13 protein-coding genes are annotated in these 14760 nt (G+C 57.2%); 7 read left to right on the plus strand and 6 right to left on the minus strand.

Translation table 11 applies throughout. The features are described from left to right. Positions 1-11 precede the first annotated feature (11 nt). Positions 12-1277: an oligosaccharide MFS transporter gene (locus tag SK58_RS05525; protein ID WP_048219486.1), complete on the plus strand. Its 1266-nt coding sequence runs from the start codon at positions 12-14 to the stop codon at positions 1275-1277. Between the two features lie 28 nt (positions 1278-1305). Next, the gene (locus SK58_RS05530) at positions 1306-2493 is read left to right on the plus strand and encodes a glycoside hydrolase family 88 protein (protein ID WP_048219488.1); all 1188 of its coding nucleotides are present in this window, start codon (positions 1306-1308) and stop codon (positions 2491-2493) included. 32 nt (positions 2494-2525) lie between these two features. On the opposite strand, the gene lysM is transcribed toward SK58_RS05530, so the two are convergent. The 5 genes from lysM to qseB all read right to left on the minus strand — a co-directional run bounded on the left by lysM (position 2526) and on the right by qseB (position 6156). Further along, on the minus strand, positions 2526-2966 hold the full coding sequence (gene lysM, locus SK58_RS05535) for a peptidoglycan-binding protein LysM (RefSeq protein ID WP_014885249.1): 441 nt from the start codon (positions 2964-2966) through the stop codon (positions 2526-2528). Between the two features lie 153 nt (positions 2967-3119). Beyond that, positions 3120-3434, minus strand: coding sequence for a putative quinol monooxygenase (locus SK58_RS05540; RefSeq protein WP_015571877.1), 315 nt, complete (start codon positions 3432-3434; stop codon positions 3120-3122). 30 nt (positions 3435-3464) lie between these two features. Continuing rightward, the gene (locus SK58_RS05545) at positions 3465-4046 is read right to left on the minus strand and encodes an NAD(P)H-dependent oxidoreductase (protein WP_048219490.1); all 582 of its coding nucleotides are present in this window, start codon (positions 4044-4046) and stop codon (positions 3465-3467) included. A gap of 104 nt (positions 4047-4150) precedes the next feature. Beyond that, complete coding sequence (qseC, locus tag SK58_RS05550) at positions 4151-5500, minus strand: quorum sensing histidine kinase QseC (protein WP_048219492.1); 1350 nt, start codon at positions 5498-5500, stop codon at positions 4151-4153. Then, positions 5497-6156 carry a quorum sensing response regulator transcription factor QseB gene (gene qseB / locus SK58_RS05555; protein WP_023295445.1) on the minus strand — a complete coding sequence of 220 codons (660 nt, stop codon included), beginning with the start codon at positions 6154-6156 and terminating at the stop codon, positions 5497-5499. The genes qseC and qseB overlap by 4 nt, the downstream gene beginning before the upstream one ends. A 139-nt stretch (positions 6157-6295) precedes the next feature. On the opposite strand from qseB, the gene SK58_RS05560 reads away from it, so the two are divergent. The 5 genes from SK58_RS05560 (at position 6296) to SK58_RS05580 (ending at position 13775) form a co-directional block, all read left to right on the plus strand. Continuing rightward, positions 6296-6697, plus strand: coding sequence for a YgiW/YdeI family stress tolerance OB fold protein (locus SK58_RS05560; RefSeq protein WP_003862501.1), 402 nt, complete (start codon positions 6296-6298; stop codon positions 6695-6697). Positions 6698-6815: 118 nt separating this feature from the next. Then, positions 6816-9074 (plus strand): DNA topoisomerase IV subunit A, encoded by a 2259-nt coding sequence (gene parC / locus SK58_RS05565; protein ID WP_015571873.1) that lies wholly within the window; start codon positions 6816-6818, stop codon positions 9072-9074. Between the two features lie 163 nt (positions 9075-9237). Further along, on the plus strand, positions 9238-9975 hold the full coding sequence (gene plsC / locus SK58_RS05570; protein ID WP_003862497.1) for a 1-acylglycerol-3-phosphate O-acyltransferase: 738 nt from the start codon (positions 9238-9240) through the stop codon (positions 9973-9975). A 61-nt stretch (positions 9976-10036) separates the two neighbouring features. Then, the gene (gene ftsP / locus SK58_RS05575) at positions 10037-11449 is read left to right on the plus strand and encodes a cell division protein FtsP (RefSeq protein ID WP_017384056.1); all 1413 of its coding nucleotides are present in this window, start codon (positions 10037-10039) and stop codon (positions 11447-11449) included. Positions 11450-11600: 151 nt separating this feature from the next. Then, positions 11601-13775 (plus strand): YgiQ family radical SAM protein, encoded by a 2175-nt coding sequence (locus tag SK58_RS05580; protein WP_047636444.1) that lies wholly within the window; start codon positions 11601-11603, stop codon positions 13773-13775. Between the two features lie 86 nt (positions 13776-13861). On the opposite strand, the gene dkgA is transcribed toward SK58_RS05580, so the two are convergent. Beyond that, positions 13862-14689 carry a 2,5-didehydrogluconate reductase DkgA gene (gene dkgA, locus SK58_RS05585; protein WP_003862493.1) on the minus strand — a complete coding sequence of 276 codons (828 nt, stop codon included), beginning with the start codon at positions 14687-14689 and terminating at the stop codon, positions 13862-13864. Between the last annotated feature and the right edge of the window lie 71 nt (positions 14690-14760).

The raw sequence follows: 14760 nt of genomic DNA on the forward strand, positions 1-14760 counted from the left end.
GCGAGGATGATATGAAAAGCACATCGACAACCAACAGAACTGAATATTACAAAATCAGCAGCTTTATCTTTCTCTATTTCTTTACCTGGTCTGCCAGTATTGGTCTGCTGGCGATCTGGCTCGGTCAGAAAGCCAACCTGAGCGGATCGGTGATTGGAACCGTCTTTGCGGTGAACGGGATATTCTCCGTTATTCTCAAGCCGATCTACGGCTATATTCTCGATAAGATCGGCATGAGCAAATATCTGCTCTATTTTGTGGTGATCATGTCGGCCCTGATGGCGCCATTCTTTATTTATGTTTACCAGCCGCTGTTAATGTCTAATACCCTGCTGGGGATTATTATCGGCGCGCTCTATTTAAGCTTTGCCTGGTACGCGGGCGTGGCGGCGTGTGAATCCTATTCCGACCGCTTTAGCCGTTTGAATGGCATGGAGTTCGGGCAGATCCGTATGTGGGGATCGCTCGGCTGGGCGGTGGCGTCATCTTTCTCCGGCCTGCTGTTCAACCTCTCACCGGCGTATAACTTTATTCTCGGCAGCGTGGCGTCGGTGGTGATGCTGATTGTCCTGCTGAGCCTGAAAGTGAACACTAACTCCGCTCACGCAGGCGAGGTGCTGGCGAAAGAGAAAATAGCCCCGTCTGACGTTTACGCCCTGCTGCGTAACCGCAAATTCTGGGCCTTCTGCCTGTACGTGGCGGGCGTGGCATGGATGATGTTTATCGCCGAGCAGCAATTCTCGCGCTATTTCGTCACCTTCTTCGATGATATTCATGAGGGCAACGCCGTATTCGGCTATCTCGGGACCGTACAGTCGGGCATGGAATTTGTCATGTATATGGTGGTCCCGCTGTTTGTGAACTTTATTGGCGCCAAACGCGGGCTGTTAATTGTCGGGCTGGTGGTTGGGGCGCGTCTGATTATTTCCGGCATGTGTGATTCACACCTGTTAATTTCAGTGCTTAAGCCGCTATACGGTCTGGAAATTTGTCTCCTGCTGGTGTCGGTATTTAAATATATCGCCGAGCATTTCGACAAGCGCGTCAATGCCACCATGTATTTACTCGGCTATCAGGCGATGCTCTACGTTGGCAACGTGGTGGTCTCTTCCCCTGCCGGCTATATGTATGACCGTATTGGCTTTGAGCACACCTATATCATCATGGGCGCAACGGCGCTGACCTTTACCCTTATTTCTGCTTTTACGTTATCCGCCTGTCAGAGCAAATGGCGCGGGGCTCGTGCGCTGAACGTAGCAGAAACGTCAACTCGATAAATTACGCCGTCAAAGAAGGAACCGAAATATGTTAAGTCGTATCAAAAAAGAACGTCTGCCTGTTATCGCTGCGCCCGTTGACTCCCGCGCATTCAGCGATGAACTGAATTCGGCGCGCAGCCACGTTCTTGACCTGATTAGCCGTCATTTAACGGAGTTCGGCGACAAATTCCCGGCGGAAACCTGCCAGAACGGTTTTTATCCGCTGACTGACAACGTGGAGTGGACCACCAGCTTCTGGACCGGGCAGCTGTGGCTGGCATGGGAGATGAGCGGCGAGGAAAAATTCCGCGCGATGGCGGAAAAACACGTGCGCTCGTTTGGCCTGCGCATCGCCGGGCGCAACGACACCAACACCCACGATTTAGGCTTCCTCTACACGCTCTCCTGCGTAGCCGCGTGGCGGCTGACCGGAAGCCGCGAGGCGCGCGGCTTCTCGCTGCTGGCGGCGGAAGCCCTGCTGGAACGCTTCCACGAGAAGGCGAAAATCATCCAGGCGTGGGGCGATCTCTCCGATCCGGAGCAGGCCGGGCGGATGATCATCGACTGCAACATGAACCTGCCGCTGCTCTACTGGGCAACGGAGCAGACGGGCGATCCGCGCTTTGCCGACGCCGCAAAAGCGCACGTCATGCAGGCCGCGACATACCTCATTCGTGACGATGCCTCCACCTTCCACACCTACTATATGGATGTGGCAACCGGCGCACCGCGCTACGGCAACACCCAGCAGGGCTACGCCGACGACTCCTGCTGGTCGCGCGGGCAGGCTTGGGGCATTTACGGTTTCCTGCTGAGCTATATCTATACCGGCGACGAAACGATGATCGCCCTGTCAAAACGGCTGGCGAACTACTTCCTCAATCGCCTGCCGGAAGACTACGTCTGCCACTGGGATCTGGCGCTGGTGGGCACCGACGCACTGCGTGATTCTTCCTCGGCGGCAATTGCGGTGTGTGGACTGCTGGAGCTGGTGAAACATCTGCCGGTCACAGATCCGGATCGCGAACGTTACCTCGAATGGGCGAAAGGGATTATGTCCTCGCTGACAAAGCACTATCTGATGGGCAAAGAAGAGAAGGGCAACGGGCTGCTTAAGCACTCGGTGTATCACCTGGCGAGCAATAAAGGCGTGGATGAGTGCGCGAGCTGGGGCGATTACTTCTACGTTGAGGCACTGGTGCGTTTTACGCAGAGCTGGAAACTATACTGGTAAAAACAGTCGGGGGGTAACCCCCGACTTATCGATCACGCTTTCGGAATACGCAGCGTCTGACCGGGATAGATCTTATCCGGGCTGGAGAGCATTGGGCGGTTAGCCTCAAAAATCTTATTGTACTGGTTGGCATCGCCGTACACGGTTTTAGAGATTGCGCTCAGGGTATCGCCGGATTTCACCGTATAGTAGGTGGCTTCATCTTTGGCATCTGTTGCGGTGATATTGTTCTCCACTTCGCTGACGCCCGCGATGTTGCCGACGGCGACCTGGATTTTTTCTTTCTGCTCCTGCGTCAGCCCGTCGCCCGTCACGCTGGCCTTGCCGTCAGTGACGTTAACCTGAACCTTATCGGAACCGGGAATGTTGAGTTTCTTGAGGTGCTCGGTGATTTTGTCGCCCTGACCTTTATGATCGGTCAGGTTATCCCACAGCTTTTCGCCTGCTTCTTTTACGAAGTTAAAAAGTCCCATTCCATCCTCCTGTTAACAATGAAGTCAGAATAAGCATAGCAGTTGAGTATTAAGATGATACAAAAAGCCCGGTGGCGCTAGCGCTTACCGGGCCTACGAGTCAGGTTTTGTAGGCCGGGTAAACGCAGTGCCACCCGGCAAATTTCACGGAACTTAAACCCCTTGCTCCAGAATACGGATATGGGTATCCAGCACGTCACCTTTTACCGCCTCACTCCACGCTTTCATGTGCGGAGTCTGCAAATGCGCTTCAAGGTGCGCGACGGTTTCCCACTGCTCAACCATGATGATTGAGTCTGGCGCGGTCGCCTGAAAGCTTGCGCTGGTGGCGGCGTCCACCATCGGCGCGTAGCCGTGGCAGCCTTCTTCTTTCAGTACGGTCGGGATGATCTTCGCGAACTCATCCAGTACCGCCTGGCGGTGATGTTGGCCAGGACGCGTACGGATTTCAGCAATAACGGTAAGCATAATTAACTCCTTCTAATTCCAGGCTACCAGTTAAGCAAAAATTTCCGCGAGATGCTTGCAATATTCTGCGATATAGCGCGGGACGTCCGGCATTTTAATTACGTCGTTGACGATAAAGGTCGGCAGCGGCTCCATACCCAGGAACTGATTCGCCTTGTGGAACGGCAGATACGCGCCGTCTACGCCCACGCCTTCGAAGAACTGATCTTGCTCAGTGAACGCTTCTAGCGGGGCATTCCAGGTCAGGGAGAGCATGTATTTCTTGCCCTGAATCAGGCCGCCGGAACCGTATTTTTTAGACGCGTCTGAGCGGGTGCGGCCGTCGCTGGCATACAGCGAACCGTGACCTTCGGTAAACACATCGTCCATGTATTTTTTCACGGTCCACGGTGCGCCCATCCACCAGCCCGGCATCTGCCAGATAACCACGTCGGCCCACAGGAAGTTCTGCACTTCGGCCTTCACGTCGTAATCGCTGTCCGCGCGCACGACCTTAACATCATGTCCGGCGTCGCGCAGGAAACCATCCGCGACCTCGGTCAGGGTGTCATTCAGTTGGCCTTTGGAATGCGCAAATTCTTTCGCGCCGTTGATAATCAGAATGTTGCTCATTATTTGTCCTCGATGCTGAGAGTATGCCGGGTATTCTACGCGCGAGGACGGAGCGGAAAAATAAGCAGAATGTGCAAAGTCTTTTGCGCTCAGCGCAATAATGGCTACCAGCTGACGGTCACCTCAAAGCCCCCTTCCGGCGCATTGCCCAGCGAGACGCTCATCCCATGTAACGTCGCGATACGCTTGACGATAGACAACCCCAGACCGCTGCCGGTGGCGTCCTGGCCCGGTGGACGATAAAAGCGCTCGCCGAGACGCGCCAGCGCAACGGATGAAATGCCCGGGCCGTTGTCGCGCACGGTAAAGCTTTGGGTGTTCAGCGTCACGTCCACCACGCTGCCGCGCGGGCTGTAACGAACGGCGTTGTCCAGCAGGTTACGCGCCAGCAGGCTCAGCAGCAGCGGCTGTCCGTGACGCATCACCTCGGGCGCGTTGACGTTGAGCCGAATATCAATGCCCGCCTGCTGCGCCGGATGCCAGATATCCAGCACCGCGGATTGCAGCAAATCGGCCATCATCACGGGTTCGACGTCATCAAGATTATCCAGTGAATCCAGGCGCGACAGGGTGAGAAGCTGGTCCACCAGCCGGGAGGCGCGGTCGATGCCCGCATGCAGCTGCCCCAGCGCTTTAGACTGCGCCCCGGGATCGTCAAAGGAAAGCTGCGCCACGTCGGTTTGCACCTTCAGCGCGGCCAGCGGGCTGCGCAACTCATGGGCGGCATCCGAGGTGAAGCGGCGCTCGCGGGCCATCATCTCCTGCGTACGGGCGAAAAGATGGTTAAGCGCATCAAGCAGCGGGCGAACCTCCGTCGGCACGCCGTGGGTGGGCAGCGTATCGGTCGCATCCGGCGAGCGCGAGCGCAGGGTCCGCGCCAGATTTTTCAGCGGTTTCAGTTCCCGGCTCAGCAGAACAATCAGCAACAAAAGCATGACGGGCAGCGCCACCAGCCACGGCGTCAGCTGCGAGCTGACCACGTCCAGCGCCATATCCTGTCGGTACTCCCACTCCTGGCCAACCACCACGCGGTATTTCCCGTCCGGAGAAGTCAGCCACAGGAAACGCCATTCGTCGTTGTCATCCTGCAACCGACCGTCATCAAACCCGTCCCGGCGGTAGAGGTAAGGTATGTCGCGCCCGTTTTCGCCGTCGTTAAGCACCATGCTGCCGTCGGCGGTGAAGATTGCGAAGGCCAGCGCATCGTCGTCCAGATGGCCGTGTTTGGCTTTTTTCGGTACCTCGCGCATGCGTTCCGGGGCGCGAAGTTCGTCTACGTCCATCGTCAGCAGCCGTTTGGCAAACAGCATCTGCTGGGTATCGAACAGCTTATCGAGCTTGTCGGTCGTCTGGTGCCAGGCCACCACGCTTGCGGCAAACCAGGCCGCCAGGGACAGCAACAAAAAGAGGAGCGTCAGGCGCAGCTTCAGGCTCAGGCGTTGGGTCAGTTTCATGCGTCACCCAGGGTATAACCGATGCCGTGCACGGTGCGGATAAATTCGCTGCCGAGCTTGCGGCGTAAATGATGAACGTGGACTTCGACGGCGTTGCTGGAGACGTCATCATCCCAGTTGTAGAGTTTCTCCTCGATGGTCTTGCGCGGCAGCACGCGGCCCGCGTTGCGCATCAGCAGCTCCAGCAGGGCGAACTCTTTGGGTTTGAGCACCAGCGTTTCGCCCTCCAGCGTGGCGACAAGGCTTGCCGGATCGAGCGTGACCTTGCCGTGACGCAGCTCGCTGCGCGCCTGCCCGTGGCTGCGGCGCACCAGCGCTTCAAGGCGGGCCGCCACTTCAATCAGCGCGAACGGCTTACACAGGTAATCATCCGCCCCCAGGCGTAACCCTTCGACGCGCTGATTCAGCGCATCCCGCGCGGTCAGGATCAGCACCGGTTCGCTCTTTCCGCTTTCGCGCCAGGCGCGCAGGATCTCAAGCCCGTCGATTTCCGGCAGCGTCAGGTCCAGCACCACGGCATCATACGGCGCGGTGTACAGGGCCGCCTGCCCGGTTTTCCCGTCGGTAAACCAGTCCACGTTAAAGCCCATTTTGCTTAAGCCCGCTTTGATGCCGTCGCCGATAAGCTTGTCGTCTTCTACCAGTAAAATGCGCATATTTCCTCCTTGATGCCGTCAGTAAACCTTCTGCAAGCGCCTGCTGTACAGTAAAAATAAATAAATTTTCCCCTTAAGAAGTTGTTAAGGTTTACCCTGTTTAATGGATTGTGAAACGACATTAAAGGGAGAGATAAAGATGAAAAAATTCGCTGCAATTGCTGCCATCATGATGATGACCACGGCCCCTGTCTTTGCTGCACAGGGTGGCTTCTCTGGCCCATCTGCGACACAGAACCAGACGCAAACCCAGCAGGGTGGCTTTGTCGATAACAACGCCAACCTCACCACCGCGGCTAAAGTGAAAGACCTGAAGGATGATGCCTGGGTGAAGCTGCGCGGGAACATTACCGAGCGCCTGTCCGATGACCGTTACACCTTCCGCGATGAAAGCGGCACGGTAGTGGTGGAGATCGACCACAAGCGCTGGAACGGCGTGACGGTGACGCCCCAGGATAAAGTCGAACTCCAGGGTAAAATCGATAAAGACTGGAACGAGTTTGAAATCGACGTGAAGCAGGTTATCAAGCTGAACAAATAACCCGGAAAGGGCCGCTTATGCGGCCCTTTTTCTTTGTGACTCAACTCGCCAGATGAGGTAGTATCTGCGGCAATATTGCCTGAAACCCATCGGTTTCTGAGTTGAGGAATCACACGTAATGAGCGATATGGCAGAGCGCCTCGCGCTACATGAATTCACGGAAAACGCCTACCTGAACTACTCCATGTACGTCATCATGGACAGGGCGTTGCCGTTTATCGGGGATGGCCTGAAGCCCGTTCAGCGCCGCATCGTCTATGCGATGTCCGAACTGGGACTGAATGCTACCGCCAAGTTTAAGAAATCCGCCCGTACCGTCGGCGACGTGCTGGGTAAATACCATCCGCACGGCGACAGCGCCTGCTATGAAGCGATGGTGCTGATGGCCCAGCCGTTCTCTTATCGCTATCCGCTGGTGGATGGCCAGGGGAACTGGGGGGCGCCGGACGATCCGAAATCCTTCGCGGCAATGCGTTATACCGAATCCCGCCTGTCTAAATATGCCGAAGTGCTGCTGGGCGAGCTGGGCCAGGGGACGGTCGACTGGGTGCCAAACTTCGACGGTACGATGCAGGAGCCGAAGATGCTGCCTGCGCGTCTGCCGAACATCCTGCTGAACGGCACGACCGGTATCGCCGTGGGCATGGCGACGGACATTCCGCCGCACAACCTGCGTGAAGTGGCAAAAGCCGCCATCACCCTGATTGAGCAGCCGAAAACCTCGCTGGACGATCTGCTGGATATTGTGCAGGGGCCGGACTACCCGACCGAAGCCGAGATCATCACCTCGCGTGCGGAAATCCGCAAAATCTACCAGAACGGCCGCGGATCCGTGCGCATGCGCGCGGTGTGGACTAAAGAAGACGGGGCCGTGGTGATCACCGCGCTGCCGCACCAGGTGTCCGGTGCGAAGGTGCTGGAGCAGATCGCCTCCCAGATGCGCAATAAAAAGCTGCCGATGGTGGACGACCTGCGCGACGAATCGGACCACGAAAACCCGACCCGTCTGGTGATCGTGCCGCGCTCTAACCGCGTGGACATGGAGCAGGTGATGAACCACCTGTTCGCCACTACCGATCTGGAAAAAAGCTACCGCATCAACCTGAACATGATTGGTCTGGACGGTCGTCCGGCGGTGAAAAACCTGCTGGAGATCCTCACCGAATGGCTGGCCTTCCGCCGCGATACGGTGCGCCGTCGTCTGAACCATCGTCTGGAAAAAGTGCTTAAGCGCCTGCATATCCTCGAAGGTTTGCTGGTGGCGTTCCTCAACATTGACGAAGTGATCGAGATCATTCGTACCGAGGACGAACCTAAGCCTGCCCTGATGTCGCGCTTTGGCATCAGCGAAACCCAGGCCGAAGCGATCCTCGAACTGAAATTGCGCCATCTCGCCAGACTGGAAGAGATGAAGATCCGCGGCGAGCAGAACGAGCTGGAAAAAGAGCGCGATCAGCTTCAGGCGATTCTGGCGTCCGAGCGCAAGATGAACACCCTGCTGAAGAAAGAGTTGCAGGCCGATGCCGACGCCTTTGGCGACGACCGTCGTTCTCCGCTGCACGAGCGCGAAGAGGCGAAGGCGATGAACGAGCACGACATGCTGCCGTCCGAGCCGGTGACCATCGTGCTTTCCCAGAGTGGCTGGGTACGTAGCGCCAAAGGCCACGATATCGACGCGCCGGGTCTGAGCTACAAATCCGGTGACAGCTTCAAGGCGGCGGTGAAGGGCAAGAGTAACCAGCCGGTGGCGTTCATCGACTCCACGGGCCGCAGCTACGCCATCGACCCGATCACGCTGCCGTCTGCGCGCGGCCAGGGCGAACCGCTAACTGGCAAGCTGACGCTGCCGCCGGGCGCCACGGTGGACCATATGCTGATGGAGGCCGACGATCAAAAACTGCTGATGGCGTCTGATGCGGGCTACGGCTTTATCTGTACCTTCAACGATCTGGTGTCGCGTAACCGTGCTGGTAAGGCGCTGATTAGCCTGCCGGATAACGCACACGTCATGCCGCCGCTGATCATCGAGAACGAAAGCGACATGCTGCTGGCGATCACAGCTGCCGGACGCATGCTGATGTTCCCGGTCAGCGATCTGCCGGAGCTGTCGAAAGGGAAGGGCAACAAGATCATCAGTATCCCGTCAGCGGAAGCGGCAAAAGGCGTCGATGGCCTCGCGCATCTCTTCCTGCTGCCGCCGCAGAGCACGCTGACCATTCATGTCGGCAAGCGTAAAATCAAACTGCGTCCGGAAGAGTTGCAGAAGGTGGTGGGTGAGCGTGGACGTCGCGGCTCACTGATGCGCGGCCTCCAGCGAATCGACCGCGTGGAGATCGACTCGCCGGCGCGCAGCAAAGCGGATGACAGCGAAGAGTAACCTGTTTCATCCCCCCTCTTTCCGGAGGGGGAATTACCATAAAATTTCCCGTAAAAACGTTGTTAATTCGTGCGTTGCGATTAACAATACGCGCTCGTAATAAAGTCCTTACCTGGCCACAGGTGAAGTATAATTGTCAGCTGTCAGGGCTTCAGAGGTCGCTATGCTATACATTGTTCGTCTCATTCTTACCGTTATTTATTGCATTCTGGTCTGTATTTTCGGATCGATTTATTGCCTGTTCAGCCCGCGTAACCCAAAGCATGTCGCGACGTTTGGCCACATGTTTGGTCGTCTTGCGCCGCTGTTTGGCCTGAAGGTTGAAAAGCGTCTGCCTGAAGGGGCGGAGAATTTCGGTAACGCCATCTATATCGCTAACCATCAGAACAACTACGATATGGTGACGGCCTCAAATATTGTTCTTCCGCCGACCGTAACCGTGGGTAAAAAAAGCCTGCTGTGGATCCCGTTTTTCGGTCAGCTGTACTGGCTCACCGGTAACTTACTGATTGACCGTAACAACCGCGCCAAAGCGCATGGCACCATTGCGGAAGTGGTGGATCAGTTTAAAAAGCGCCGGATTTCCATCTGGATGTTCCCGGAAGGGACGCGCAGCCGTGGTCGCGGCTTGCTGCCGTTTAAGACCGGCGCGTTTCATGCTGCAATTGCGGCAGGCGTTCCAATTATTCCCGTGTGTGTTTCCAATACATCGAATAAGATTAATCTTAACCGTCTGAATAACGGACTGGTCATTGTCGAAATGCTGCCGCCGGTAGATACCTCAAAATACGGTAAAGACCAGGTGCGCGAGCTGGCCACGCACTGCCGCGAGCTGATGGCTCAGCATATTGCGCAGCTCGATAAAGAAGTTGCAGAGCGAGAAGCCGCCGGTAAGATTTGACCCGGTGTCGTGTAAGGGAAAACGAATTCCCGCGTTGTTAGTCGTTTCAGATGGAGCTTATATGTCACTCAGTCGGCGTCAGTTTATTCAGGCTTCGGGTATCGCCCTTTGTGCGGGTGCGATGCCGCGGACAGCCAGCGCCGCCGGGCAGCAACAGCCGCTGCCTATTCCGCCGTTGATTGAATCCCGTCGCGGGCAGCCGCTATTCCTCACGCTTCAGCGTAGCCACTGGTCCTTTACCCAGGGAACGCGCGCGCAGGTATGGGGCATTAACGGACGCTACCTCGGGCCGACCATTCGCGTGTGGAATGGCGATGACGTTAAGCTCATCTACAGTAACCGTACGACGGAAAATGTCGCGATGACCGTCAGTGGTTTGCAGGTGCCGGGGCCGCTGATTGGCGGCGCGGCACGCATGATGTCGCCGAATGCCGACTGGGCGCCCGTCCTCCCGATTCGTCAGAGCGCGGCGACATTGTGGTATCACGCCAACACCCCGAACCGCACCGCCCAGCAGGTCTACAACGGCCTGGCCGGAATGTGGCTGATTGAAGATGAGGTCAGCAAAACGCTGCCGATCCCGAATCACTACGGCGTTGATGATTTCCCGATCATTATTCAGGACAAGCGGCTGGATAACTTCGGCACGCCGGAGTACAGCGAGCCGGGCAGCGGTGGTTTTGTGGGCGATACGCTGCTGGTTAACGGCGCGCAAAGCCCGTATGTCGAAGTGTCTCGTGGCTGGGTGCGCCTGCGTCTGCTGAATGCCTCTAACTCGCGTCGCTATCAGTTGCAGATGAGCGACGGCCGCGCGCTGCACGTGATTTCAGGCGATCAGGGGTTATTACCTGCGCCGGTGTCGGTAAAACAGCTGGCGCTGGCGCCGGGCGAACGTCGTGAGATCCTCGTGGATATGACCAACGGGGATGAAGTGTCCGTGACCTGCGGCGAAGCGGCAAGCATTGTTGACCGTATTCGCGGCTTCTTTGAACCGTCGAGCGTTCTGGTCTCCACGCTGGTGCTCACGCTGCGCCCGACCGGCCTGTTGCCGCTGGTGACCGACAGTCTGCCGATGCGCCTGCTGCCGCAGGAGATTGTGACCGGCCCGGCAGTACGCAGTCGCGATATCAGCCTTGGCGACGATCCGGGCATCAACGGTGCGCTGTGGGACGTAAACCGCATTGATATCACCGCCCAACAGGGAACATGGGAGCGCTGGACCGTCCGCTCGGAGATGCCGCAGTCGTTCCATATTGAAGGGGTGTCATTCCTGATCCGCAACGTCAACGGGGCGATGCCGTTCCCGGAAGACAGGGGCTGGAAAGATACCGTCTGGGTGGATGGCCAGGTCGAACTGCTCGTCTACTACGGCCAGCCTTCCTGGCCGCACTTCCCGTTCCTGTTCCACAGCCAGACGCTGGAGATGATGGACAGGGGATCGGTAGGGCAGATGCTGGTGAATCCGGCACCGTAAAACGAGTCGGGTGGCGGCTTCGCCTTACCCGACCTACAGGCCCGTAGGCCCGGTAAGCGTAGCGTCACCGGGCAATAAATACCCCTTCATTTCCCCCGGTAAACCAGCGTATAATCCCGCTCCTTTTGTCTATTTTTTCTTCGGAAGCATTATGAGCGCTATTTCCCTGATCCAGCCGGATCGCGACCTCTTCTCCTGGCCCCAGTACTGGGCAGCCTGCTTTGGACCGGCGCCGTTCCTGCCGATGTCCCGGGAAGAGATGGATCAACTGGGCTGGGACAGCTGCGATATCATTCTGGTGACGGGCGATGCGTATGTCGATCACCCGAGCTTTGGCATGGCGATCTGTGGCCGTATGCTTGAAGCCCAGGGCTTCCGCGTGGGGATCATCTCCCAGCCTGACTGGAACAGCAAAGACGACTTTATGCGTCTGGGCAAGCCTAACCTGTTCTTCGGCGTGACCGCGGGCAACATGGACTCGATGATCAACCGCTATACTGCCGACCGTAAGCTGCGCCATGACGACGCTTACACGGCTGACAACGTGGCGGGTAAACGTCCCGATCGCGCGACCCTCGTCTACACCCAGCGATGCAAAGAAGCATGGAAAGACGTGCCGGTGATCCTGGGCGGCATCGAGGCGAGCCTGCGCCGCACCGCACACTACGACTACTGGTCTGATACCGTGCGCCGTTCGGTGCTGGTGGATTCGAAAGCCGACATGCTGATCTTTGGCAACGGCGAGCGTCCGCTGGTGGAAGTGGCGCATCGCCTGGCGCAGGGTGAACCGGTCAGCGCGATCCGCGACGTGCGCAACACCGCGATCATGGTGAAAGAGGCGCTGCCGGGCTGGAGCGGGGTGGATTCCCGCATTATCGATATGCCGGGCAAAATCGACCCTATCCCACATCCGTACGGTGACGATCTGCCGTGCGCGGATAACAAACCGGTTGAGCCGAAGAAAGCGGAAGCAAAGGCCGTGGTGGTGCAGCCGCCGCGTCCGAAGCCGTGGGAAAAAACCTATGTGCTGCTGCCGTCTTACGAAAAAGTAAAAAGCGATAAAGTACTCTACGCCCACGCATCGCGCATCTTACACCATGAAACCAACCCCGGCTGCGCGCGCGCTCTGATGCAAAAGCACGGCGAGCGCTATATCTGGGTTAACCCACCGGCGATCCCGCTCTCTACCGAAGAGATGGACAGCGTCTTTGCTCTGCCGTACAAGCGTGTGCCGCATCCGTCATATGGCAACAGCCGTATTCCGGCGTACGAGATGATCCGTTTCTCAATCAACATCATGCGCGGCTGCTTCGGCGGGTGCTCATTCTGTTCGATCACCGAACACGAAGGCCGTATTATTCAGAGCCGTTCCGAAGAGTCGATTGTTAACGAGATCGAAGCGATTCGCGACACGGTACCGGGCTTTACCGGCGTGATCTCCGATCTGGGTGGTCCAACGGCCAACATGTACATGCTGCGCTGTAAATCGCCGCGCGCCGAGCAGACCTGCCGTCGTCTCTCCTGCGTCTATCCGAGCATTTGCGAGCATATGGACACCAACCACGAGCCGACGATCAATCTTTACCGTCGCGCCCGTGACCTGAAAGGCATCAAGAAGATCCTGATCGCCTCCGGCGTGCGTTACGACATTGCGGTGGAAGATCCGCGCTACATCAAAGAGCTGGCGACGCACCACGTTGGCGGTTATCTGAAGATCGCCCCGGAGCACACCGAAGAAGGCCCGCTGTCCAAAATGATGAAGCCAGGCATGGGCAGCTATGACCGCTTTAAACAGCTGTTTGATACCTATTCAAAACAGGCGGGGAAAGAGCAGTATCTGATCCCATACTTCATCTCCGCACACCCCGGCACCCGTGATGAAGACATGGTGAATCTGGCGCTGTGGCTGAAGCAGCGTCGATTCCGTCTGGATCAGGTGCAGAACTTCTATCCGTCGCCGCTCGCCAACTCGACGACCATGTATTACACCGGCAAAAACCCGCTGAGTAAGATTGGTTATAAGAGCGAAGACGTGGTGGTGCCGAAAGGGGATAAACAGCGCCGTCTGCATAAAGCGCTGCTGCGTTATCACGATCCGAAGAACTGGCCGCTGATCCGTCAGGCGCTGGAAGAGATGGGGAAAAAGCACCTGATCGGCTCGCGTCGTGATTGCCTGGTGCCAGCGCCAACGCTGGAAGAGATGCGCGAAGCGCGCCGCCAGAACCGCAACACGCGCCCGGCGCTGACCAAGCACACGCCTATTGCGCATCAGCGTTCGAACGGTGTTGCGGGAACGAAGAAGAACGTAAAACGTAAGACCGGTTAAACCTGTAACAATGCCCGGTGGCGCTGCGCTTACCGGGCCTACAGGTCTAACCCTCTCCCCTCCGGGGAGAGGGCAGGGTGAGGGGATTACCCGCCAAACTGATCCGGGTCCGGCCCAAGCCGTTTGCCCTGATCCAGCTTCGCAATTTCACCCAGCTCGTCTTTATCCAGGCGGAAATCCCAGACGTCGAAGTTCTCGGCGATACGCGATGGCGTGACCGATTTCGGGATCACCACCAGACCGCTATCCAGATGCCAGCGAATGACGATCTGCGCCGGGGTTTTACCGTACTTATCCGCCAGTTCACGGATGATTTTCTGGTCAAACACCCCTTCGCCGCCCTGGGCCAGCGGGCTCCAGGATTCGGTCTGGATCTTGTGCGTGGCGTTCCATGAATGAAGCTGGCGCTGCTGCATCAGCGGGTGCAGCTCAATCTGGTTAATCACCGGCGCGACGCCCGTTTCATCAATCAGGCGTTGCAGATGATGAACCTGGAAATTACAGACGCCGATGCTTTTTATTAGCCCCTCTTTTTGCAGTTCAATCATCCCTTTCCAGGCATCAACGTAATGGTCGATAGCCGGTACCGGCCAGTGCATGAGATAAAGATCGACGAAATCGAGCTGGAGTTTCTCCAGACTCTCCTGCAACGCTTCGCGGGGACGCTTTTGATCGTCGTTCCACAGCTTGGTGGTGATGAAAAGCTCATCCCGGGGAACGCCGGCGCTGGCAAGCGCTTTTCCCACGCCGTCCTCGTTTTTATAGGCGGCGGCGGTATCGATGGACCGATAGCCGACTTCAAGGGCTTTATGAATGGCGGAGACGACCTCGTCGTTACCGGCTTTCCATACACCTAGCCCCAGCTGGGGCATCACGTTGCCGTCCTGTAGCTTGATTACGGTTTGGTTTGCCATTTTTCCTCCTTCAGGTGCTCATCGCCGGAGGGAACCTCCGACGATGTGATGTGCATTAAGTCTGGACGAAA

Origin of the sequence: Enterobacter sp. BIDMC93 (assembly GCF_001037805.1) — a bacterium.
GTDB lineage: Bacteria > Pseudomonadota > Gammaproteobacteria > Enterobacterales > Enterobacteriaceae > Enterobacter > Enterobacter hormaechei_C.